The sequence below is a fragment of the Ruegeria sp. C12 genome (assembly GCF_056537745.1).
In genome coordinates this window covers 764,284-787,563 of sequence record NZ_JBQFSA010000001.1, presented here as the reverse complement: position 1 = coordinate 787,563, position 23,280 = coordinate 764,284, and the positions used below count along the sequence as shown (strand labels likewise).

Sequence of the window (23,280 nt, the reverse complement as noted above, 5' to 3'; positions counted from 1 at the left end):
TTCTCACCCTGCCCTTTTTGCCCACCATGGCATTCGCCCAGCAATCCGGATGGGGCAGCGTCGGCCAGCAAGAGGAAAAAGGCTTCTCGTGGACCGATCCCCTGTGGCCCGATTTCTGGATGGCCTGGACCCCGGCGACCTTGGCCCTGTTTGTCGGCATCTTCTCGGCCATCGCCCTGATCGGTATTCTGGAAGGCTTCAAATACCGCGACGGGGTCGAGCGGCGCGGGGTTTTGGGCCTGACGACCACACTGGGCGACCGGCTGTTCATCACGCTTCTCGGCTCGGCCTATATCTTCCTCGCCTGGCTTGGGCTGGTCGGCCAACCGGTCTGGACCCCGCTTTTCCTGTCCATCGGCTGGGGCATCTTCGTCTTCTGGAAAGTTTAGACTTTGCGAAACGGCGAAAGGATGCTTGTCTGACAGGCAGACCAATCATGACGACACCGAGATCGATGCGTAAGAAAAAGACAACAAATCTGCTGACCGAAGTTGAACTGGAGTTCATGAACGAGCTTTGGGCGCTTGGTCACGGCTCGGTGCGGGATGTATTGGACCGCCTGCCCCCGGAACGGAATCTGGCCTATACATCAGGGGCCACGATCCTGCGTATTCTCGATGAAAAGGGATTTGTCGAAAGCCGCAAGGACGGCAAGACCCTGATCTACAGACCGCTTCTGGACAAGGACAGGTATCAGGCACGCTCACTTCAGAACCTGTCGCGGACGCTGTTTGACAACACGCCCGCTTCACTGGTCGCCCGGCTGGTCGACGATGAAGGTCTGAGCGAAACCGATCTGGAGGAAATTCGAGCACTGGTAGAGAGGAGACTGCAAAATGACCGCGGTTAAACCGGTACTCGACGCATTTCTGGAAATGAACATCGTGCTGGGCCTGTCGGCCCTTATCTGGCTGATCGCCCGCGCGGCGCTGGCCCGCACATCACTGCGCACCGGGTTTATCTCGCAGCTGCGCGCGTTCAAGGCGCTGTGTATTTGCGTTCTGGTCAGCCCGATCCTTGCACTTGGCGTTTCGGCACTGTCCAGTCTGGCATGGCCTGATCGGGGGTTTGCCCTTGGCGATATCGCGGTGGCCGCCTATCTGCGTGGCGACATTGCGATGCCTGCGACCCAGTTCGAAGCGTTGCTGAACACGCGCGAGCGTTGGGTCGATCTGGTGCTGTCCGGTCAATCCTCTGCCGTTACCGTGCTGTTGGCCCTGTTGGCGTGTGTCGCTGTCCTGCTGGCTTTGCGTGTCACACGCGACGCGCTTGCGATCCGCGACACGGTCACGTCCAGCTTTCTCTGGCGGCGATCCAACAAGGTCGATATCCGCCTGTCCGACCGTATCACCGTTCCTTTCGCCGTCCGCGGCCTGCGCCGCCGCCACGTGGTCTTGCCCAGTCACCTTCTGGACACCCCGCGCGAGCTGCGATTTGCACTGGCGCATGAGTTTCAGCACATCCGCGCAGGCGACGTCGAGTGGGAGTTGGGATTCGAACTTCTGCGCCCCCTGCTGTTCTGGAACCCGGCCTACCTAATCCTGAAATACCAGTTCGACCGCCTGCGTGAACTGGCCTGCGACCAGTCGGTTGTCGCGCGCAAGCGGATTGATACAAGGGACTACACGACGTGTTTGCTGGATTACTGCGCACGTTCGGTCGCCAAAGGCAGCCCCCGTGTGTTGCATGTCGCAATGGTCACAAGCGGAAACGCCAAGCGCGTGCTGCGACAGCGGGTCATCGCGTTGACCGACACTCCGACCGTTTCCGCGCCCTTGCCGGTGGCCTTTCTGGGACTGACGCTGATCTTCGCGGCCTTGTTGGCCTTGGGATCCGCTTCGATCCAACAGACCGGAGACTGGAGCCATGATCGCATCATGCTGTCAACGGTCGTGAATTTGGAGCGGCTGGAAGCCCGCAATCAGGGCAACTGACGCCGTTACCACCCTCGCCGCCCGAACAGCGAGTGGAGGCGGTTTTGATCCGCAAAAGGCTCAATCGCTTGCGATCTTTGCAGGCCCGAGACAACGCGCATCACCATCACCCAACTGATGACGGCGAAAATGACGCCGCCAAACGCCTGACCCAGCAAAACTCCGGGCGCGCCTGCCAGGTATGAGCCCAAGGTCGCAAATACCCAGGTTCCAACCGTGTGGCGGCCCCAGTTGATCCATGTGGAATAGACCGGGTGGCCCAGATTGTTGAAGCTGGCGTTGGCAACAAAGATCACCCCGTTGAAGAACGACGCCAGGGCCAGCGGCCCGCAGAACAGGTAGATCAGCACGCGGGTCTCGCCCTGCGCCACAAACAGATCCGCAATGGGGGCACGCAGCAAAAACAGGATTGCGGCCATGCCCAGGACATAAATCGCCGTGAATTTGATCCCTGCCAGATAGGCCGCGCGAACCCGGTCGAACTTCTCGGCCCCGAAATTCTGGCCGATGATGGGCCCGATCGCGCCAGAAAGCGCGAAGATCACTGAAAACGCCACCGGCAACAACCGCCCGATCACCGCCATACCCGCGACCGCATCTGTCCCGTACTGCGCAATCTCACGCACGACAATCGCGTTGCCAATCGGCGTTGCCACATTGGTCAGAACAGCGGGGATCGCGATGGCACGCACGGGCCGAAGGTCGCGCCCGACCTGTTTCAACGAGGGGCGCGCAAAGCCCTGATGCACGCGCAATGCGGGCCACAACGCCGCCGCCAACATGCACACCCGCGCTACGACCGAGGCAATGGCCGCGCCGTCCAGCCCCAGCCCAACCCCAAAGATCAGGATCGGGTCGAGCACCGCGTTGACAAGCCCGCCATAGATCGTGGCCATCATCGACCGTCTGGCATCCCCGTGCGCGCGCAGAACGGCCATTGCCGCCATGGCAATCGACATAACCCACATGGTTGGCAGAATGATCGAGACATAGCGGGTCGCCAGCCGCAAAACCTCGCCTTCCGCGCCAAGCAATGACAGCAAAAAGCTGATATTTAACAATACCAAACCTGAGGTAATTGAACCGACGATCAGGCCCAGTGTCGCCACGCTGGATGCGTAGTGCCGTGCTTGTTCGGGCCTTCCTGCCCCAAGCTCGCGCGCGACAAGCGCCCCGGCCGCGATAGACAAGCCGATATTGATCGCGTTGGTGAAAAACAGCAGCGTCCCGGCATATCCGACGGCTGCGGCCAACGCGTCATTGCCCAGCATCGAGATAAAAACCATATCGACGAAATCGACGGCAAAAATCGCCATCAAACCAATGCTGGTTGTCAGTGACATCCGTGTCACATGCCGCATCAGGCTTCCGTTCAGAAACACCGCCTCACGCGGGGAAGTATCGGCCAAGGTTCTGTCCCATTATTGTGGTTTTGCAATCGTGTTCCGAAACGGTCCCAATGTGAAACACCTTATCCAAACTGAAACCGCTGTGTGAGGTTTTTGCGCCAAAGGGGTCTGATCACTTGGGGACTGGCGCACCTGCTTCAGATCGTTTCAAAACTCTGGCCACCTCACCCAGTTTTGATCGCCTGCGCCCACAAATTGCCTCAAAGGCGCACTAGCTCAGCCGCAGGTTGGTGCCGTTAAGGGAACGCCAACCTCCCTGGCTTAATCAATGAATTGAGACAGGGCGGTTTGTTAGGGGATGAGGTTTGGGTTAGGTCATGGCGAACTACTCGTATATCGGCTACGCGCCGGACGTTATTTCAGTGAACTTTGTCGGGCAGGATACGATCACACTGGCGGCCAGCTACAGCCCCGGCACGGATCGCAGGGTCTTTGATGTTCAGGACGACGCAGGCGGCACCATTCTGAACGGCGCGAATCCTTTGCCGGATGACGGCACCATCTTCAACGGGGACCGCTTCAATAACGAAAACGGAGATGACGCAACACAGACAGGTATTGTGACCAGTCTGGACGGTTCGACCACTTTTGGCAGCGGTGACATCTATCTTGAGGAATCCTATATCCTGACGGTACCCGGTGGCGACAACATCACGGTTTATGCCGTTGAAATCGAAGGCACGCTGGTTGGCTACATCACGTCCGAACCGTTGGATCCGGGGGTCACTTATGACATCCAGGTGGTCAATGTCACGCCAACCAACGCGCCTGACACGTCAGATCCAACCGCGATCATCGACGTGCCCTGTTTTGTCGCTGGCACCCTGATCACGACCCCTGAGGGACCAAAACCGATTGAATCTCTGTCCGCCGGTGATCTGGTCTGCACTGCCGATCACAGTGATCAGCCCATCCGCTGGATTGGCGCGTGCCAGTTGGATCAGGCGGCTTTGGCCGCCAAACCCAAGCTAAGGCCGATACGGATTGAAGCTGGCGCTTTGGGCAGCGGTTTGCCCCGTCGCGATCTGCTTGTATCGCCGCAGCACCGGATGCTTGTCCGCTCCCCCATCGCCACGCGGATGTTCGACGCGGCCGAGGTGTTGGTGCCTGCGCATATGCTGACCGAACTGCCGGGCATTGATTGCGAAGACACCGCAAGGAAGGTCACCTATTACCACATGCTGTTTGACCGGCATGAGGTCGTCTTTGCCGAAGGTGCACCGTCAGAAAGCCTGTTCACCGGTCCGCAAGCCATGCGCAGCCTGCCGTCCGCCGCCCGCGCCGAAATCTTAGAATTGTTCCCGTTCCTACGGCTGCCGGGCTACGTGGCACACTCTGCGCGGCGCATCCCGTCGAAAGGCCGACAGGTCCGCAACATGGTGCAACGGCACCTCAAAAACGACCGGTCCTTGGTCTGATACATGGTGCCCTATTCGGCTGATCGCGCGACCCGTGTCGCCCCGATCTGAGCCATGGCGATGCTCATCTCATCGCTCAGCACCTGCCAAAGCTGGTTCAGCCCCGCCTCGCCTCCGGCGGCTATGGCGAATTGCAGAATGCGCCCGAAAAAGGTGAAATCAGCGCCGTTCCGGATTGCCTTCAGCGCATCTTCGCCGGATCGCAGCCCGCTGTCGTAGAACAACGGATAGTCTTCACCGACCGCCGCGCGGATGTCGGGCAGAACCGAGAACGGGGCCGGTGCGCTTTCCAATTGCCTGGCCCCATGGCTTGAGACCTGAATTGCGTCCACACCAGCTGTTTTCAAAGCAACTGCATCCTCGGCATCCAGAACGCCTTTGACGACCAGATGCCCCGGCCATTGATCCCTGAGCCTTGCCAGAGTGTCCCAATCGGCTTTGGCGCGGCTTTCGGTTCGGTCGAACGTGTAGCCCTCCATCAGGAAATTCGCCATCTGAGGCTTGCCATGCGCGAGGGTCGACAGGGACCAGCGCGGATGCAGGGCAAAGTCCAGAAACTGACGCGGGCCCAGCCGGAACGGCATACGGAACCCATGCCGCAATTCGCGCGGTCTGCGCCCGACCTCGGGCACGTCAACGGTCAGGACCAGTGTCTCGTAACCTGCCGCCTTGGCCCGATCCACTAGCTTGGCTGTCCCCGATCCATCGCCACTGAAATACAGCTGAAACCAGGCGTTGCCTTCGGACACGTCCAGCATCTCTTCCATGGGCGTTGAGGCCACAGTCGAGACCCCCAAAGGCACCGAATAACGCGCAGACAGCCGCGCCAACATCAGGTCGGCCCCCGGACCGGACAGGTTACACATGCCCATGGGCGCAATGCCAAAGGGACGTTGCGAGGGTTTGCCGAAAACCAAGCTTTCAAGCGAACGGTCACTCACATCCCGCAGGATGCGCGGGCGCAGGGTCATCGCATCCATTGCGGCGCGGTTGCGCGCAGCCCCAACCTCGGATCCCGCTGCACCGTCGATATAGTCGAACACCATCCAAGGCAAACGCCGCCGCGCAAGGCGGCGGGCGTCTTCGGCGCAGTGAATGGCGCTTGCGCCCATCAGGCCTGAACGGCCTTCATAAAGCGGTCGCGGATCACCACCGGATCCATGGTGATAACCGGCATCTTGGCATTGCCGCTTTCACACTTGGCGACGATGATGGTCATCTGCTTGGCATCCAGCGCCTCTTGCAGCACGCGGCCCGTGTCTTCGGCGGCGCATTCAATCACACGTTCGCACCCGGCGGCCTGTGCCATTTTCGTCAACGAGGTCTTCTGGCCTGCGTAGGTCGGCTGATCCCCGGTCGACCCGTACGAGCCATTGTCGACAATCAGCAGGACATAGTTATCGGCCACGTTGTTGGCGATGGTCGGCAACGTGCCCAGATTGGTCAGGATCGAGCCATCCCCATCGATCACGATCACCGGTTTCGGTTGCGACAGCGCAAGCCCCAAACCAATGGACGAAGCCAGCCCCATCGTGCCAAGCATGTAAAAGTTGGTCGGCTGATCGTCGATGGCGTGCAGTTCCTGGCTGGGAATACCGATATTGCAGACCACCAGTTGGTCACGCAGGATCGGGGCGATTTCTTTCAGAATCTCGGAACGGATCATTGGTCGCCATAGCCTCCCCAGAAATTGGCATCGGTCAGGATGGCGACCGGCTTGTTGCACATGAAGGTGTATTTCAGGATCATGTCGAGCTCTTCGACATCCGATTGTTTGTGGAAATGGTAGGTCGGGATGTTCATCTGCGCCAACAGCGCTTTGGTGTGCACAGCCATCTCGACCTGGCAGGCCACAGGCTCGCGCAGCTCTCCGCGATACGAGATCAGCATGGGCAGCGGCATCCGGTAATACTGGATCAGCGTCGCCAGCGTGTTGATCGTCACGCCGATGGCGGTGTTCTGCATGATGATGGACGGGCGTTTGCCGCCCATCCAGGCACCGGCGCACAGGCCCATCCCCTCGTCTTCCTTGTTTGACGGGATGTGGAAGATGCCGTCGCGTTGGTCGATCTCTTCTATCACCCCGGCCAGTTGCTTGCAGGGGACGGTGGTCACGAACGAGATATCGTTCGCCACCAGATCGTCAGTGATCTTCTTGTCTATGTTCATGGTCCGGCTTTTGGTCCTGATTGGGGCGCGATAGGCGCGTTTGAGGAATTCAGCCCCCGCGATGCACATGCACGGCGCAGGGGGCATGGCGAACGACGCGCGACGCGGTCGATCCCAGGAAATAGTCGCTGAGGTCGGGCTTGTGAGAACCGATGACAATGCAATCCACATCGTTGCTGCCGGCATAGTCGATGATTGTCCGCGCGGTGTGGCCCTTCACGATCTCAGCGGTCACACCGTCCAGCCCTTCGACCTTTTTCAGCAACTCCAGACGGGCGCGCTGAAATCCTTCGGCGACCGCCGCCTTGTCGAGATATGCGCTGACCGAGCCCTGCGGCATCTCGTAGACATGCAGGGCGACGATCTCGGCCCCCTCTTCGGACAGCGCGCGGGCAACCTCGAGCGTGTGCTGCGAAATGCCGTGATCCAGCGCCATCGGGACAAGAACTTTCTTATACATATCAAACTCCTTTTCAGCCCGGTCTATTGCCACGGGTCCAGGATAATCTTTGGCGCGGCAACCGCGCCAGAGCGCAGATCGCGAAACGCCTGAGCGCCTTGGGACAAGGGTCGCGCTTCGGTCCAGTCCAGCTGGCCAAGACGGCCGTCGAAAATGGCCTGCGCCGTTTGGCGGAAATCTTCGGCGGTGTAGGTGTAGGTTCCGATGAACGTGACCTCTTGCAGGGTCATGCGGCGAATGTCCAAGCCACCCGTATCCTCACCCAAACCGACATGAGCTATAACGCCACCGGGTTCGGCGCAGGCCGAGGCGGTCGCACGGGTCGCTGCAAAGCCGACCGCGTCGATCACGATCGGATAGGTTCCTATGACGCCGTCGACAACGCGCAGGCCAAGCCTCAGCAGAAAGTCCTGCCGCCCCGGATTCGGTTCGGCCAGAGTGACCTCTTCGACGCCCATCGCGGTTAACGCCAGCGCAGCGGCCAGCCCAATTGCGCCGCCGCCCAGCACCAGGGCGCGCTTTTCGCTTGCCGGATGCAGCGCTGCGATGGCCAGCCGAACCGCATGCCAGCTAACCGCCAGAGGTTCGGCCAAAGCGGCCTTGCCTAGCGGCACATCCTCGGGCACCTCGACCAGATTGCGGTCTGGCATGGTGACATATTGCGCAAAAGCCCCTTCGCGCGGGGGCATCGAAATGATCTGGCGGTTTGGGCACAGGTTTTCCCGACCCGACCTGCAGGCGGGACAGCCCCCGCAGGTGACCAGAGGGTTGACCGTCACGCGCGCGCCATCGCGCTGACCGCCGACAATCACGCCTGCGGCTTCGTGGCCCAGGATCAACGGCGCGGGGCGTCGAGCGTCATGCCCCAGATAGGCATGCATGTCCGAGCCACAGATGCCAACCGCCTCAACCCGGATCAGATGCTCGCCAAATTCCGGCACGGCATCCGGCACCTCACGATGCACAACCTGTTCGACACCTTCATAGACAAGCGCTTTCATTTCGCTGTGAACCCCCCGTCCACCATGAGGATTTGCCCGGTGACATAATCCGAGGCCTTCGAGCACAGAAACAGGATCGGCCCGTCCATATCCTCCATCCGCCCATTGCGTTGGATGCAAGTCTGTGCGGCGTTTCGCGCGGCGCGCTCCGGGTCGTCGAACACGGCCTGCGTCAGTTCGGTCGGGAAGAACCCCGGCCCGATGGCGTTGGCGGTGATGCCGTGCGGCGACCATGCCTCGGCCATGGCGCGGGTCAACTGCCCGATCCCGGCCTTGGTCGCGCCATAGGCGATGCCACCCGGAAAGGCCCGTGTTGTTTGCAGCGAGGCAAAGTTCACGATCCGGCCCCAGCCTTTTTCCTTCATCGCGGGCACCATGGCCTGGCTGAGGAAAAACGGTGCGCTCAGGTTCAGGGCCAGAGTCGCATCCCATCCCTGCCCCGTCACATCATCCGCCGCCTCGCGCGTGTTCACCCCGGCGGCGTGGACGATGATGTCAGGCGGGCCGAAGGGGGAAGAGATTTCGGCGACCAAAGCCCCCATATTCCCTCGATCCGCAACATCGCCAGTTACTGCGGCAGCATTTGCCCCGATCTCATCGCATAGTTGAGACAACGCATCGGCCCGCCGCGCGACGCCGACCACCTTGGCCCCGGCCTGCGCCAGTACCAAAGCCACCCGTCGCCCCAGCCCCGAGCTTGCGCCGGTGACGCAGGTCACGCGCCCTGTCAGGTCAAAGAGCGAACGTGGGTCATCCATCTGCGGTCAGGTCGAATTGCTCATCCGGGAAATACTTGGCCAGCCGCACATCAGCGGCACGGGCGTGGCCTTCCATCCCTTCCAGTCGTGAGATGCGCGCAGTTGCGACTGCGATAGGCTTGGACCCTTCGCGCGTTGCCCGCTGCCATGTCACGATCTTCATATACTTATGGACGCTGAGGCCCCCGGTGTAGCTGGCCGCGCCCGAGGTGGGCAGAACGTGGTTGGTGCCGGTGGCCTTGTCGCCATAGGACACGGTGGTTTCCTCACCCAGAAACAGCGAACCATAGCAGGTCAAACGGTTCAGCCACCAATCCAGATCCTCGGCCTGGACGGTCAGGTGTTCAGGCGCATAGTCGTCGGAACATGCGGCCATTTCCTCGCGATCTGCACAGACGATCACCTCAGCATAGTCGCGCCACGCGGCGGATGCGTTTTCGCGGTTCAGTTCCGGCAGGTCTTCGATCAGCGCGGGCACAAGCTCCATCACCTTTTGCGCCAACGCACGATCATCGGTCACCAGCCAGACGGGCGAGTTATAGCCATGCTCGGCCTGACTGACCAAATCGGTCGCGACCACATGCGCATCTGCGCTGCTATCGGCAAGGATCAGGCTGTCCGTCGGTCCCGCGATCATGTCGATGCCGACCTTGCCATAGAGAATACGCTTTGCCTCGGCCACGAACTGATTGCCCGGCCCCACAAGGATATTCGCGCGTGGCAAGCCGAACAGACCATAGGTCATCGCGGCCACGCCCTGCACACCGCCCATTGCAAGAATACTGTCGGCCCCGCAGATATGCGCGGCATAGACAATCGCAGGGGCCACACCCTCACCCGGACGCGGAGGCGAACAGGCCGTGATGTGGCGGCACCCGGCTACCTTGGCGGTCGTCACCGTCATGATCGCGCTGGCGATGTGGCTGTAGCGCCCGCCGGGCACATAGCACCCTGCCGCATCCACGGGGATGGCTTTTTGCCCCGCGACAACGCCCGGCACGATCTCGGTCTGCACATCCGACACAGTGGCCTTTTGCGTTTCGGCAAAGCGGCGCACGTTGTCATGGGCAAAGCGGATATCGGCCTTCAGCTTCTCCGGCACCAGCGCGATGGCGGCGTCGATCTCGTCCTGAGTCATCAGAACGTTACCCTCGAACTTGTCGAACTTCGCGGCGTATTCCAGCGCCTTGGCATCGCCACCCACCTCGATATCGGACAGAATGGTCTTGACCGTATCGTGAACCTCGGACGCATGCGATTGCGCCGTCAGGGTTGCCTTTTTCAAATAGTCACGCGGCATATTCAGCAGATCCTATTGGTAGATTGCAGGAAGCAAAGTGGTTGAAACGGCTGGTACATAGGCGATCAGGATCACCACGATCAGCATGGTCAGTACAAAGGGCACAGCGCGAGCGGCGATTTTCAGGATCGACTCTCCGGTAATGCCCGAAACGACGAACAGGTTCAGACCCAGCGGCGGGGTGATGAAACCCACGCCAAGCGCAGTAATCATCATGATGCAGAACTGAATCTCGTTCATGCCGATATTGTCTGCCAGCGGCTTCAGGATCGGCGCAAGGATCACGATGTTCGGTGTCGTCTCCATCACACAGCCTGCGGCGATCAGGATGCCGATCATCAGCAGGATCAGCAGGTAGGGATCGTCGGTCAGGTTGGTCACGGATGTCACAAAGCCCTGCGGCACGCCCATGATCGCCAGCGCCTCGGCCAGCGGGGCCGAGAAGGCGATGATCGGCAGGATCACCCCGTTCACCTTGGCTGAGCTGACCAGCATCGATGGGAAATCAGCCAGCGTCAGCGTGCGTAGGATGAAGCCCATGATAATGGTGACGACAACTGCGGTCGCCCCTGCCTCGGTCGGCGTCAAACGGCCCGAGAAGATTCCGTAGAAGATGATGCCCGGCACGATGAAAGCATACCAGCCGGATTTCAGGGCCTTGCCCAGATTGGCCAGCCACTCACCCATCGTCATCATGCCGCCGCCCTCATAGGCATAGAGACGGTTCATGATGATGTTGGTGATGAGGATCGAGACCAGAATGGCCAGACCGGGGATAAGTGCGGCCAAAAACAGGGTCGAGGCGGATATGCCCAGCACAAGCCCGATGATGATATAGGCGATCGACGGCGGGATCAGGATGCCGGTACAGGCCCCCGCCGCAACCAGTGCACAGGCATAGGGGCGCGGGTAGCCGCTTTCGACCAGACGGTTGATCGTCATCCGGCCCACGGCGGCAGCACCCGCTGCGTCCGAGCCCGAGATCGCCGCGAACATGCCGCAGACCAGCACGGTGGCCGAGCCGAAGCCGCCCTTGGCGAAACAGGTCAGCGCCTCGGCCACGTCAAGAAACTTGCGCGACAACCCGGTGCGGACCAGCACGTCGCCGGTCAGAATGAACAGCGGCACGGCGGTCAGGGCGAAGGCGTCGATGCCGGTGAACAGGCTTTCGCCCACAAGGCTCAGCGGCAGGTCGCCGGACATGACCAGCATGACGATCGCGGCGGTGCCAATGGCGGCCCAAACGGGCACGGCCATGGCGATCAGGCCAACGAACAGAATGACGGGCAGGTAAAAATCCCAGCCAAGTTCAACGGTTTGATTGAGGGAATTCCAAAGCATTGCGGGTCTCCTCAGTCAAACAGCTTGTCGCCTTCGAAGACGGGGGTACCGTCGCGAAGGGATTTCAGATCGCGCATCAGGGATTGGATCAAGCGCCAGATCATCAGCGCAAATCCAGTTGGAACGGCCATCAGGAACCAGACCTTCGAGACCCGCAAACCATCCGTTACCGATCCGAACTTGGCCGAGACATGCACCGCCTCGTAGGACCAGTAGAGCGCGATAACCGCCACAACGAACATCACCAGATCACCGAAGATATACAGCAGTGCCTTGGGCCGCTGCGGCAGGTAATGCATGACCACATCGATGCGGATGTGCGCGCGTTCTTTGACCGCGGCCGCGGCCCCGATCCAGGCGAGGTAGATAAAGGAATACCGGACGATCTCTTCGCCCCAGATCGAGGAATAGGCGAAAATCTCGCGCCGCAGCACCTCGATTGCCATGGTGATGACCAGCATCACGTAGAACACCAGCAGCAGCCAGCGCTCGGCATCCCGGTCTATTTTCTGAAGTACAGTCATGTCCGGTCCCAATTCTTGGCAGCACTTCAGAAGGCAGTCACGCTAACCGCTTAAATATGCTGCTTATTGTGGAGCAAACGGGCGCGCCGCAGCGCACCCGCCTAGATCGCATTATGCGTCGTGGACGTAGTATTTGCCCTGCGTACCGGCCGCTTCGACAAGCTTCTCGAAGTTGTCCATCGACCCGGCCAGCTCGGTCTTGAACGGATCCCAGTCGGCGTTCTGATAGCCGCCTGCGTCCTGCCATTCGGCCAGTTGATCGTCGCTGAGCGAGTGGAACTGCACGCCCGCCTTGTTCAGTTCCGCCATGGCATAGGCGCGCGCAGAAGGCACCTTGGACAGATTCTGGTGGCTGGTCATTTCCGAGCCCCACATGATGCCTTCCTGCACATCGGCGGGCATCGAGTTGAACCATTCCAGGTTACAGGAATAGACCTGACTGTCCGGCACCGCCTGGGTAAAGGTCACATGGCTGAGGATGTCCTTGAAGCCAAAGACAAACAGCGCGCCCACGGACGGGTCAAGCGCATCCGCCACGCCCTGCTTGATGGCCGAGGGGGTCTCACCCCATGCCACCGGCGTCGGGTTGGCACCGACCATGCGGTAATACTGCTGCAGCATTTTCGAGCCCGGCACGCGGAACTTGATACCGCTCATATCGCCCGGGGTGAGAACGGCATCGCCGCCTTGACGGACCGCAACAACGCGCGGGTCGATGACAACATAGAACAGCGCCTTGAAGCCCGCAGCCTCGACCTTGGGATGCACTTCGTTTTTCCAGGTGTCGGAATGCACCAGGTTGGTGAACCGCTGGTTCGAGCCACACAGATACGGCATGTTGATCAGGTCGACGGTCGATGCAAACGGCGCAAAGTTCGACAGCGAGTGCTGCGCGGCCTGAATGGTTCCGCCCTGCACCTTCTGCACCAGCGAGCCGCCTGCACCCAACTGACCACCCGGCGCCAGTTTCACATAAACCTTACCATTGGTGGCGTTCTGGATGTTTTCCTTCAGGTCCAGCTGCATGATCGGATAGCTGCGCGATGCGCCCAACACATAGGCCGTTGCGATGGTCATCACATGATCGGCTGCCTTTTCCCGCTCGCTTTCTTCTTTGGCGGTCTGTGCTGCGGCCTCGGACGACCAAAGCACCCCGCCTGCGCCTGCGACCAAAGCAGCCGTGAATGCCCCACTGGCGCTGAGTTTCAGAAAATTGCGACGTTCTGCGGACGCCAGCTCGTTCTTGTCGTTGTTCATAAATTGCCCTCCCAAGCAAAAAATTCAGCCGCCGTTTTCGGTGTCCCGGTCGGCCTCCTTTTTCAGAATTGCGACAACGAACAGGATCGACGCCGCGAACAGGACCAACATCTCTCCGACATCCCCAAGAAACGCTGCGTTCGAGAAAGCACCCAACGCAACATTCGCAAAGTAGATGACGAATACGACAATCGAGGCTGCAAGAAACATTTCCGGGACTCCTTATAGAATCGGTCCAACTCCATTTGTAAGCGCTTACATCACAAATGCAAGCGCTTACATTGATGCTTTCACATGCGCTTGGAACGGGGTAGAGTTAAGAGAAATCGAAACCTGAGTTTGAAGATGCCAAAACCCCATTCCGCGCCAACCCTGGATGACGTCGCCAAAAAGGCGGGTGTGTCCACGGCAACGGTGTCGCGATGCCTGAACAATCCGCAGCGTGTGGTCGAAGCGACCCGCGCCCGGGTGATGACGGCGGTTTCAGACCTTGGATATACGCCGAACTTCGCAGCGCGTGTCATGGCAGCCAAGCGTTCATTCACAATAGGCGCGATCATCCCAACAATGGAAAACGCGATCTTTGCCAGAGGGTTACAGGCCTTTCAGGAGGAAATTCACAGCCAGGGCTACACCCTGCTGGTCTCTAGTTCCGCCTATCAGCCAGAAGCCGAGGAAGAACAGATCCGCACCCTTGTCGCGCGCGGCGCGGACGGGCTGTTGCTGATCGGACATGACCGCGATCCGCGCATTTTCGACTATCTGGAAACGCAGAAAGTTCCGGTGGTCGTAGCCTGGTCATTTGCCCCGAACCAAAGCGCCCCGTCGGTCGGGTTTGACAACCGTCAGGCGATGCAGGCCCTGGCGGAACAGGTGATAAAACTGGGTCACACGCGCCTTGCCGCCATATCCGCGCTTACCAAAGGCAATGACCGGGCGCGGTTCAGGATCGAGGGCATTCGGGATGCGATGCGGGCAAATGGCCTGCCCGAGACCTCTCTGTCGGTGATCGAGACGACCTATGAAATCGAAAACGGCGCCGACGCCTTCGGGCGGCTGATGTCCCTGCCCCAGCGTCCGACCGCCGTGTTGTGCGGCAATGACGTGCTGGCCGTTGGTGCGGTGCGGCAAGCGCAGAAAATGGGTATCTCAATCCCGGATGAAGTTTCCATTACAGGGTTTGACGATATCGAGCTTGCGCGAATCATTACCCCATCGCTGACAACCGTGCACGTCCCCCACCGAGAGATGGGCCGCAAGGCCGCCGCCGAGCTTATTGATATGATCGAGACACGCTCGGCCGGGACTTCGCTGCGTCTGGACACCACCGTAATCACCCGCCAATCGCTGGGGCCAGCGCAAGCTACTTCCCCGTAATCGACTTGCGCCTGTCCTGCATCCGCTCGTTCGCCTCGACGGTGCCATCGTGGAACGAGCCGAACCATTTGTCCCACGGCATCTCGAGCGAGCCGTAGTTACATTCGAAATACCGGTGATGCATTTGATGGTGGAACGTGCCCAGCGCCAGCCGGTTTTTGTCTTTGATCACCAGCCCCTGAAACCCGGTATGCGTCGTGACCGCTGTCAGCGTGTAATATTGCAGGTGGAAGATAATATGCAGCGGATGCGCGCCGATGACGAAATGGATCAGGACGGACCCCAGATAAATCGCATGCTCTGCCGGGTGCATCGACAGGCCGGACCACGGCCCCACATTGACGTTCCTGTGATGGACAGAATGGATGTGTTTATACAGAAACGGAATGTGGATCAGCCGGTGGATCCAGTAGAAATAAAAGCTCTCCCATAGTGGGATCAGCAGGAAGATAGCAACAAACCAGATCGGGTTTGCAGCCCAACTGACATACGGGACAAAGCCGTTTGCCATCGACCAGAACATCAGCACTTCGTAAGCGGTCCAGAAGAATACACCGGAACCGAGCGTCCAGAACATATTATCCCGCACCTGACCGCCCAGAGTGAACTGTTTACCCTTCAGCATCAGGGGCCGGGGGTCGTATTTCAGCCGATCGCCTTGGGCCGAATACCTATAAAACCACAGGTGCAGCAGCCCGGCGATGCAAAAGATCAGCACCAGATTGCGAACGTAGATTTGCGCGATCCAACCGAACTGCAACTGCGTCGTCTCTGCCAAGGATGGGCTGAGCCACAGGTAACAGGCGCAGGAAATCAGCAGGATAATCAGCTTTTCCGAGATCAGCAGCCAAGAGTCCCAGACCCAGCGCAGCATCCGAACCGGCCTGAGCGGCCAGGTGAAAAAGGGCGAGACCTGTATCGGAACCTCGGGCATGTGGTTCCAGCCTTTAAGCTTTGCGTCAGACATAAGCGCGATCCCGGTGCGATGACCCGACCAATGTGGCACGAAGCGACGCTCTGCACCAAGGACTAGTCTTCATGCGCCCGCGCTAGCCGTCGGCCCCGCTGGGCAGGGTTCTGAACTCGTTCTCCATCCAGCGGTGTTTTGCCCCGATAGGGTCGCAATAATTGGTTTGGATCAGTTTACCGAGAACACGGTGGATCAGCAGAGAGGTCGATCTGGGATACACATCCGTGGTGAACAGGGACACGGTGCGCACAAAGTTCCGGCCCGGGAAGGGCTGTGCATTAATGCTGTCATGAAACCGCCGCGCGCGCCGAAAACTGGCCGCCGTGGTCACCGCCCAACCGCTACCTTCGGCCACAAGCCCGACGATGGATTGATTGCATTCCAGCTCAAACCGGTTGGGCAGGTTGTACTTGCTGCGCGTCAACTGAATCTCGATCTGTTTCCCGATGGTATAATCGCGGGAATAGCGCAGGAAAGGCAGGTCCGAGTCGGGTTTCAGCACATCCTCAATCGACCCACCGAAGGATTTAGGCAGAATGACAATGAACGGATCCCGCAGCAGCGGGTATTCGACCAGCCCATCGGTCTTGCCCGGTGGCCGGGTCGCGACGCCTGCATCCAGCTTATGTTCCTGCAGTTTCGCGATGATTTCGTGGCTGGGGCGGGTGAAATGGCGGAAATTGCATCGCGGCAGGGTTTGGGCGAGATAGCGAAACAGCTCGGGCGCGACCTGATTGTCGAAATCGTCGATCAGCGCCAACCGCAGGGATGTGGCATGCAGCCAGTTGCCGGATCGGATTTCCGCCTCTCCCCGTTTCAACACGGTCAGACCTTCGCGTACGTATCGAGCGAACACCTCTCCGGCGGGGGTCAGGCTCATGGGGCGTCGGGTGTGGTCGACCAGATCAATCCCCAACGCGGTTTCCAGACTACGCAAATGGTTCGAGACAGTGCTGATCGATAACCCGGTTTCCGAAGCCGTCTGTTGGATGGACCCGGATTTGGCAATCAGCTGGAACACCTCCAGCCAGCGCAGGCTCAGCGATTTCGACATAGGCGCGCCTCCTCCCGCCCCTTTCTTTCGGTAAAATCGAAACAGAGAATCGTCGGATCGGCAATGTTCAATTCGGAGTTCGGCCACCTAATGCAGCACGGTTGGCCAAAAACCGGGCCGTTTTCGCCTAGCTGCGCATCCGCTCGAACTGTGGATCATAGGGGGACGGGGCGATGATCTTTGCCTCGGCCCGCGTTCCGCACATGTCGATGTCAAACGTGGTATCGACGCTGGCCAAGGGCGCATCGACGAAGGCATAGGCCAGGTTCAATCCCGTCCGATGCCCCCAATCGCCCGACGTCACCGTCCCGACCACACGGTCCCCTTGCATTACCGACGCGCCTCCATGCGCCGGGGCGTGGGTGGCGTTGACCGCGAGGGGCACAAGGCATCGCGACGGCCCCTTGGCGTGTCGCTGGGCCAATGCCTCCCGCCCGATGAATTCACCCTTGTGCGGTTTCACAAAACGGGCCAATCCCGTCTCATAGGGATCAAATTCGGTGATCAGGTCGGCTTTCCAGTGCAGAAATCCCTTCTCCATCCGCATCGAGTCAACCGCGCGCGCCCCGAACAGGCGCATGTCAAACGCGGCACCTGCCTGTTGCAAGGCAAGGTATGCGGCATAAAGCGAAGCGTTGGGCACGTGAATCTCATAGGCCAGTTCACCCGAGAAACTGATATTCATCACCATCGCGGGTGCGATGCCCACGAAACACTCTCGCACGCTAAGCCAGGGGAAGGCGTCCGCCGACCAATCGCCCCGCGCGCAGGCAGACAGAACCGCGCGCGCGTTCGGGCCCGCCAGCACAAGGATCGTCTGGTCATTGGTCAGGCTTTTCAGATGCACATCCTCGTCCGTGCGCAGATGTCGGATCAGCCAGTCCATATCATGAAACTCGCTAGCCGCCGCCGAGCCGTACCAGACCCGCGCAGGGCCGCGATCGCTGGCGGGCAGGTTCGCAACCGTCGCTTCGCCTTTGATCATTCCGTGATGGTTCAGCAGATAACCCAGCCCGACCCGCCCCTCGCGTTTCGTCACCGTGCCGCAGAACATGCGATCCAGAAAGGCATGGCGATCCGCGCCGGTGATCTCGATCCGGTTGAACCCGTTTACCTCGGCCAGTCCGACATTTGTCTGGATGTTCTGCACTTCTGCGGCGACAACGTCGAACGTTTCGTCAAAATCGAAGCCAAGCGTCGGCTCAAACTCAGAACTGGGTTTTATGTAATCGACACGTTCCCACCCATTCACCACCGTGAATTCGGCACCAGCCGCAGCCAGAACCGGGGTCAGAGGCGTGGTCTTAGCTGGACGACCGGCAGGACGGTGTTCATGCGGAAAATGAAACCTGAATTCGTTTTGATAGTCCTCAATCGCCTTCAGCGCCGTGAGTTCGACATTCGCGTGCCCGGTAAACCGGCGCGGATCGAGGCACCATGTGTCATAACACGCCTCACCATGCACGATCTGCTGGGCCAGCAGCCAACCGTGCCCACCACCCTCGCCCAACCCGGCGCGTAGCCCGATGATGCAGAACGCGTTGCGCTTGCCGGGTATCGGCCCGACTAAGGGCGCGCCGTCTATGGTGTAGGTGATCGGGCCATTGACGACCGTATGAATACCGACCTCCATCAAGGCGGGCATCCGCGCAAAGGCCCCTTCCAGAACGTCCGTCACCCGGTCCAGATCATTTGGGCACAGAGCATTGACGAAATTGGGGTCGATCCCGTCCATGCCCCAGGTTTTGCAATCCTGTTCGTAAAACCCCACCAGCAATCCGTTCTTTTCCTGACGGCAATAATAGTCGCTGATCGGACATCTGAGCAGCGGCATTCGGTGCCCGGCATCGCGAATGGCCGCGATCTCTTCGGTCAGGAAATACTGATGCTCCATCGAGGAAACCGGATGATGCACCCCTATCATCGCGCCAACCTCGTTCACACGATAGCCACAGGCATTCACGACGATATCGCAGTCGATATCACCATGTTCTGTCTTAACGGTCCAGGTGTCGTCGCTGTGCTGGATCAATCCGATCACGGGCGTGTTGCGATAAACCTCGGCCCCTGCTTTCCGGGCGCGTCGCGCCAAAGCCTGACACAGTTGCGCCGGGTCAATATCACCATCCAAAGGGTCCCATAGCCCGCCGATCAGGTTATCCGTGGAAATCAAAGGGTGCCTGCGGGCGCATTCCTCGGCATCGATCACCTCAAACTGCACATCCATCCCCCGCGCCATCGAGGCAAAATGGCGATAGCCCTGCATCTGCGCCTCGGTATTGGCCAGCCGAATGCCGCCATCACCGTGGTGGTAGTTGATCGGGTAATCGGGGTCTTCTGCCAGCTCTTTATACAGCCGGATCGAGTGGGATTTCAGCCCGACCATCGTCTGGTTCATGCCGAAATTCGTCACTTGCGCGGCCGAGTGCCATGTGGTGCCCGATGTCAGTTCGTTCCGTTCAACCAGAACCACATCACTCCACCCCTCTTGCGTCAGATGGTACAGGGTGGAACACCCGGCGATCCCCCCTCCGATCACAACGACCTTTGTGCGTGACTTCATCGCGCGCTCCTTCCTGCGTCGGTCAGATGGTGGGGACAAACAGGACTTCTCAGCAACGCGCCTTTTGTTGCTTTGAAAAAATCGAAACTGTGGTTTTAGATTTCGAAAGGCTGATTTCTGGTTTTGCGGGCCGCGATATGTGAGTTTTACGGTGGGACCAGACACGACGGAGGAGCGCCCCGCGCATGGCATCGGACGGAAACAGAAGAAGCGGTCGCAAGGCCCGTCATGCCCAACGCGCGGCCAAGCCCGAGGTTGATCCCTGCGCGCCCGGTCAGGTTGGTGGTTTCTACAAGCCGCTGACCGAGGGTGAGATTTCCCGGATCTTCGACACCGCGCTTCGTCTGCTGGAAACGCTTGGCATGGGCGAAGTCCCGGATCGTTTGCGCAAGGACCTGCTGGCAGCAGGCGCGTTGGAGGCTGAACATGACCGCGTTTTGTTCCCGCGCGCGATGGTCGAACGTGCAATCAACACGGCGGCAAAAACTTTCACCCTGCATGGGCGGGACGAGGCCCGCTCGATCCAAGTCGGTGGCGATCGGGTGTTTTTCGGAACCGGAGGGGCAGCGGTTCAGACGCTGGACCTTGAAAGCGGTGTTTATCGCCCTTCAACCCTTGCAGATTTGCATGATTTCACCCGGCTGCAGGACACGCTGGCCAATGTAAGTTGGTTCACCCGTTGCTGCGTCGCGACAGATGTACCCGATGTTTTGGATCTGGACGTGAACACCGCTTACGCGCTGGTCAAAAACACCACGAAACCCGTCGCGACATCGTTCACTCTGGCCGAGCATGTCGCACCTATTGTCTCGCTTTTGGACATTGCCGCAGGTGGCCCCGGCGCATTTTCCGAACGGCCGTTTCTGAAGGCGCATATCAGTCCCGTAATTTCTCCGTTGCGATACGGTGAAGATGCGGTGGACGTGGTTTATGAATGCGTCCGGCACAACATCCCGATGTCCTGCATCACCGCCGCGCAGGCCGGCGCAACAGCCCCTGCGACGCTGGCCGGGTTTCTGGCGCAATCGCTGGCCGAGACACTGGCCAGTCTGGTGATGGTCAATACGATCCAGCCCGGCTTTCCCATGGTGTTTTCCAACTGGCCCTTCATCGTGGATCTGCGGACCGGGGCATTTGCGGGCGGCAGTGGCGAGACCGCCATCCTGAACGCGGCCTCGGCCCAGATCATCAACTGGCTGGGCCTGCCCTCGGGCGTTGCGGCCTCGATGACGGACGCCAAGGCCATTGACGCGCAATATGGGGTTGAGAAGGGCATGACCTCGCTGGCGGCGGCTTTGGCGGGCGGCAACCTGATCTATGAAAGCTCGGGCATGACCGCGTCGCTATTGGGTGCGAGTTTTGAAGCCTTTGTGCTGGACAACGAAATGCACTCTCACACATATCGCGCGCTAAGGGGGATCGAAGTGACCGAGGAAAATCTGGGCTTCGAGGCGATCTGCCAGTCGGTTCTGGGTGATGGTCACTTTCTCGGCAGCTCTCACACCTATGAAGCGATGGAGCGGGACTATTTCTACCCTGCCCTTGCAGATCGAACCGAGCCGCGCACGTGGCAAGAGGACGGTGCAAAGGACGCCTGGACCAACGCCCGCGAACAAGCCATCGAGACCTTGCAAACACATCACCCCACCTATCTGACGCCCGAGCAGGATGCAGAGATTCGCAAGCGGTTTCGTATTCTCTACTGACCGCAAACTATGGATTGGCGACACACCGCCAGCCGGTTAGGGTCACACCGACACGGATCAGGGGGCACCATGGCAGACGCATTTTTTCAACCGGTATCGGCGATGGACCTTGCCCGCTTTGCGGGTGTTCCAACCTTCATGCGCCTGCCGAACCTGACACCCGAGCATGAGCGATACAAAGACGTCGATCTGGCACTCGTCGGCATCCCATGGGACGGTGGCACCACAAACCGACCCGGCGCGCGGCATGGTCCCCGGCAATTGCGCGACTATTCCACCATGATCCGCGCCATGAACCCGGTGACCGGCGTCAGCCCATTTTCCTTGGTGAACTGCGCCGATCTGGGCGATGTTGCGCCCAATCCGGTCGACATTGACGACACTCTGGATCGCGTGACCAGCTTCTACGGTCGTCTTGTGTCGGGTGGCATTACGCCGCTTACCGCTGGCGGGGATCATCTGACCACCCTGCCCGTGCTGCGCGCGCTTGCTGCGTCCGGTCCGCTGGGTCTGATCCAATTCGATAGCCATACCGACCTGTTCGACACCTATTTTGGCGGCCACAAATTCACCCACGGCACCCCGTTCCGCCGCGCCGTCGAAGAAGGTCTGGTCGATCCGAAACGCTTTGTGCAGGTCGGCATTCGCGGCACCGCCTACAATACCGAGGATATCGAGTGGGGCGAGGCGCAAGGCATTCGTGTTATCCGCATCGAGGAACTGTTCGACCGCGGCATCGACGATGTCATGGCCGAGGTCCGACAGATTGTCGGCACAGCCCCGACCTATTGCACCTATGACATAGACTTTGTCGACCCGACCTACGCCCCCGGCACAGGTACGCCTGAAATCGGCGGACCCAACAGCTTTCAGGCGCAGCAGGTCATTCGCCAGATGTCCGGCGTGAACCTTGTCGGCGCCGATCTGGTCGAGGTCGCACCCCCGTTCGATCCAAACGGGGGCACAGCGTGGCTTGGTATTTCACTGATGTTCGAACTGCTCTGTGTGCTGGCGCAGGCCGTGGATGCGCGGCGCTAGCTGACGTTTTCGGCAATCATCGAGATCATCTCGAACATCACCGCCGCAGCCGTCAGCGCGGTGATATTGTTCGGGCTGTCCTTGGTGGGCATCATGCAGACCACGTCTCCTCCGATGATGTTCAGCCCACGCGCGGCATGCAGAAGGCCCACTGCCTCATCAATATCGAAACCCTTCTCGCCGGGTTCCAGATTGGACACGGCAGGCGCAACGGTCGGGTCAAGGCAATCCAGATCGAAGGTGATATAGACAGGACGGTCGCCCAGCACCTCGCGCGATTGCGCCACCACTTCGGCAAGACCGCGCTGCCGAAACTCGCGCATTGTCACGATGTTATAGCCGTAGTCATAAGATGGCTGGAGCCAGTCCAGACTGCGCGGATGCCCCCGCAGACCGATCTGCATGGAGCGGCTTGGGTCGACTTGCCCCTGATCGGCCAGATACGCCCCCCAATGCGCCGCCGATTTCTTGGCACCCAGAAAGTGATCCACCTTGGTAAACACATCCGTGTGGGCGTCGAGATGCAGGAAACTTACGGGCTCGCCCCCCGCCAGCTTGCCACAGCCCAGCGCCTGAACAATACCACCGGTGATCGAGTGATCGCCGCCAATGGAAACCGGGCGCGCACCGGCGGCGTCAATGTCTTTGTAGAACTTGGTGATCTGCTCGATACACGCTTCGTTGTCATTGGCGCGGGGTAAGGGCACGTCGCCCACATCCGCGATTTTCGCACTGGTCCACGGGTCGATCTGAAATAGGGAATGAACCCTGCGCTGCACGGCCGAGACGTGGCGCAAAGCGCGCGGACCCAGATGCTGATCGCGCTCGGTCGTGCCGTTACCCGTGGAATGGGGTACACCGACCAAGGCGATATCCTGCCCCTCGGGTCCTGTGTTGGGGCAGCGAAACAGCGTCGGCACACCCCACCAGTACAGACTATCCATCATGGATTGTTCGTAGCGATCTACCATCCCGCTCTCCTTCAATGAAAAACGCCCCGG

23 protein-coding genes are annotated in these 23,280 nt (G+C 59.8%); 7 read left to right on the top strand and 16 right to left on the bottom strand.

Annotation, left to right across the window (positions count from 1 at the left end; all coding sequences use genetic code 11):
* The first annotated feature begins 119 nt into the window (after positions 1-119).
* The 3 genes from ACR0C9_RS03600 to ACR0C9_RS03590 all read left to right on the top strand — a co-directional run bounded on the left by ACR0C9_RS03600 (position 120) and on the right by ACR0C9_RS03590 (position 1,934).
* A complete protein-coding gene (locus tag ACR0C9_RS03600; RefSeq protein ID WP_480626265.1) occupies positions 120-389 on the top strand; it encodes a DUF2160 domain-containing protein in 270 nt (89 codons plus the stop codon).
* A gap of 65 nt (positions 390-454) precedes the next feature.
* Complete coding sequence (locus ACR0C9_RS03595; RefSeq protein ID WP_170451622.1) at positions 455-850, top strand: BlaI/MecI/CopY family transcriptional regulator; 396 nt, start codon at positions 455-457, stop codon at positions 848-850.
* Positions 837-1,934, top strand: coding sequence for a M56 family metallopeptidase (locus ACR0C9_RS03590; protein WP_170734481.1), 1,098 nt, complete (start codon positions 837-839; stop codon positions 1,932-1,934). The genes ACR0C9_RS03595 and ACR0C9_RS03590 overlap by 14 nt, the downstream gene beginning before the upstream one ends.
* Positions 1,935-1,939: 5 nt before the next feature.
* Here ACR0C9_RS03590 and ACR0C9_RS03585 read toward each other — a convergent pair whose 3' ends face one another.
* Complete coding sequence (locus tag ACR0C9_RS03585; protein WP_480581745.1) at positions 1,940-3,343, bottom strand: MATE family efflux transporter; 1,404 nt, start codon at positions 3,341-3,343, stop codon at positions 1,940-1,942.
* Positions 3,344-3,660: 317 nt separating this feature from the next.
* On the opposite strand from ACR0C9_RS03585, the gene ACR0C9_RS03580 reads away from it, so the two are divergent.
* Complete coding sequence (locus ACR0C9_RS03580) at positions 3,661-4,761, top strand: Hint domain-containing protein (protein WP_480780400.1); 1,101 nt, start codon at positions 3,661-3,663, stop codon at positions 4,759-4,761.
* Positions 4,762-4,772: 11 nt separating this feature from the next.
* On the opposite strand, the gene ACR0C9_RS03575 is transcribed toward ACR0C9_RS03580, so the two are convergent.
* From ACR0C9_RS03575 to ACR0C9_RS03525, 11 genes are all read right to left on the bottom strand, one after another.
* Positions 4,773-5,873 carry an alpha-hydroxy acid oxidase gene (locus ACR0C9_RS03575; RefSeq protein WP_480780399.1) on the bottom strand — a complete coding sequence of 367 codons (1,101 nt, stop codon included), beginning with the start codon at positions 5,871-5,873 and terminating at the stop codon, positions 4,773-4,775.
* Entirely contained in the window at positions 5,873-6,427 is a 555-nt protein-coding gene (gene comE / locus ACR0C9_RS03570) for a sulfopyruvate decarboxylase subunit beta (protein ID WP_170451629.1), read from the bottom strand. The genes ACR0C9_RS03575 and comE overlap by 1 nt, the downstream gene beginning before the upstream one ends.
* Positions 6,424-6,930, bottom strand: coding sequence for a sulfopyruvate decarboxylase subunit alpha (locus ACR0C9_RS03565; RefSeq protein WP_480780398.1), 507 nt, complete (start codon positions 6,928-6,930; stop codon positions 6,424-6,426). The genes comE and ACR0C9_RS03565 overlap by 4 nt, the downstream gene beginning before the upstream one ends.
* Before the next feature lie 49 nt (positions 6,931-6,979).
* Positions 6,980-7,390, bottom strand: a complete 411-nt coding sequence (locus ACR0C9_RS03560) for a universal stress protein (protein ID WP_170517663.1) — start codon at positions 7,388-7,390, stop codon at positions 6,980-6,982.
* A gap of 23 nt (positions 7,391-7,413) precedes the next feature.
* Positions 7,414-8,391, bottom strand: a complete 978-nt coding sequence (locus ACR0C9_RS03555) for an alcohol dehydrogenase catalytic domain-containing protein (protein WP_480780397.1) — start codon at positions 8,389-8,391, stop codon at positions 7,414-7,416.
* A complete protein-coding gene (locus ACR0C9_RS03550) occupies positions 8,388-9,149 on the bottom strand; it encodes an SDR family NAD(P)-dependent oxidoreductase (RefSeq protein WP_480780396.1) in 762 nt (253 codons plus the stop codon). The genes ACR0C9_RS03555 and ACR0C9_RS03550 overlap by 4 nt, the downstream gene beginning before the upstream one ends.
* Positions 9,142-10,449 carry a histidinol dehydrogenase gene (hisD, locus tag ACR0C9_RS03545; protein WP_480780395.1) on the bottom strand — a complete coding sequence of 436 codons (1,308 nt, stop codon included), beginning with the start codon at positions 10,447-10,449 and terminating at the stop codon, positions 9,142-9,144. The genes ACR0C9_RS03550 and hisD overlap by 8 nt, the downstream gene beginning before the upstream one ends.
* Before the next feature lie 12 nt (positions 10,450-10,461).
* Complete coding sequence (locus tag ACR0C9_RS03540; RefSeq protein WP_170451642.1) at positions 10,462-11,790, bottom strand: TRAP transporter large permease; 1,329 nt, start codon at positions 11,788-11,790, stop codon at positions 10,462-10,464.
* Between the two features lie 11 nt (positions 11,791-11,801).
* Complete coding sequence (locus ACR0C9_RS03535) at positions 11,802-12,314, bottom strand: TRAP transporter small permease (protein WP_170451644.1); 513 nt, start codon at positions 12,312-12,314, stop codon at positions 11,802-11,804.
* A 111-nt stretch (positions 12,315-12,425) separates the two neighbouring features.
* Positions 12,426-13,571, bottom strand: coding sequence for a TRAP transporter substrate-binding protein (locus ACR0C9_RS03530; protein WP_170451646.1), 1,146 nt, complete (start codon positions 13,569-13,571; stop codon positions 12,426-12,428).
* 24 nt (positions 13,572-13,595) lie between these two features.
* Positions 13,596-13,781: a hypothetical protein gene (locus tag ACR0C9_RS03525; RefSeq protein WP_170451648.1), complete on the bottom strand. Its 186-nt coding sequence runs from the start codon at positions 13,779-13,781 to the stop codon at positions 13,596-13,598.
* Between the two features lie 135 nt (positions 13,782-13,916).
* On the opposite strand from ACR0C9_RS03525, the gene ACR0C9_RS03520 reads away from it, so the two are divergent.
* Positions 13,917-14,948 (top strand): LacI family DNA-binding transcriptional regulator, encoded by a 1,032-nt coding sequence (locus ACR0C9_RS03520; RefSeq protein WP_170451649.1) that lies wholly within the window; start codon positions 13,917-13,919, stop codon positions 14,946-14,948.
* On the opposite strand, the gene ACR0C9_RS03515 is transcribed toward ACR0C9_RS03520, so the two are convergent.
* From ACR0C9_RS03515 to ACR0C9_RS03505, 3 genes are all read right to left on the bottom strand, one after another.
* Positions 14,935-15,915: a sterol desaturase family protein gene (locus tag ACR0C9_RS03515; RefSeq protein ID WP_170451651.1), complete on the bottom strand. Its 981-nt coding sequence runs from the start codon at positions 15,913-15,915 to the stop codon at positions 14,935-14,937. The two genes, ACR0C9_RS03520 and ACR0C9_RS03515, sit on opposite strands and share 14 nt — an antisense overlap.
* 82 nt (positions 15,916-15,997) lie before the next feature.
* Entirely contained in the window at positions 15,998-16,972 is a 975-nt protein-coding gene (locus ACR0C9_RS03510; RefSeq protein WP_170451653.1) for a LysR family transcriptional regulator, read from the bottom strand.
* A gap of 127 nt (positions 16,973-17,099) precedes the next feature.
* Positions 17,100-19,535: a GcvT family protein gene (locus tag ACR0C9_RS03505; protein WP_170621553.1), complete on the bottom strand. Its 2,436-nt coding sequence runs from the start codon at positions 19,533-19,535 to the stop codon at positions 17,100-17,102.
* Positions 19,536-19,720: 185 nt separating this feature from the next.
* Here ACR0C9_RS03505 and ACR0C9_RS03500 point away from each other — a divergent pair, with 185 nt between their 5' ends.
* Both ACR0C9_RS03500 and speB read left to right on the top strand, forming a co-directional pair.
* Entirely contained in the window at positions 19,721-21,241 is a 1,521-nt protein-coding gene (locus tag ACR0C9_RS03500) for a trimethylamine methyltransferase family protein (RefSeq protein WP_480780394.1), read from the top strand.
* 69 nt (positions 21,242-21,310) lie between these two features.
* A complete protein-coding gene (speB, locus tag ACR0C9_RS03495) occupies positions 21,311-22,279 on the top strand; it encodes an agmatinase (protein ID WP_480780393.1) in 969 nt (322 codons plus the stop codon).
* Here speB and ACR0C9_RS03490 read toward each other — a convergent pair.
* A complete protein-coding gene (locus tag ACR0C9_RS03490; protein ID WP_480780392.1) occupies positions 22,276-23,250 on the bottom strand; it encodes an arginase family protein in 975 nt (324 codons plus the stop codon). The two genes, speB and ACR0C9_RS03490, sit on opposite strands and share 4 nt — an antisense overlap.
* Between the last annotated feature and the right edge of the window lie 30 nt (positions 23,251-23,280).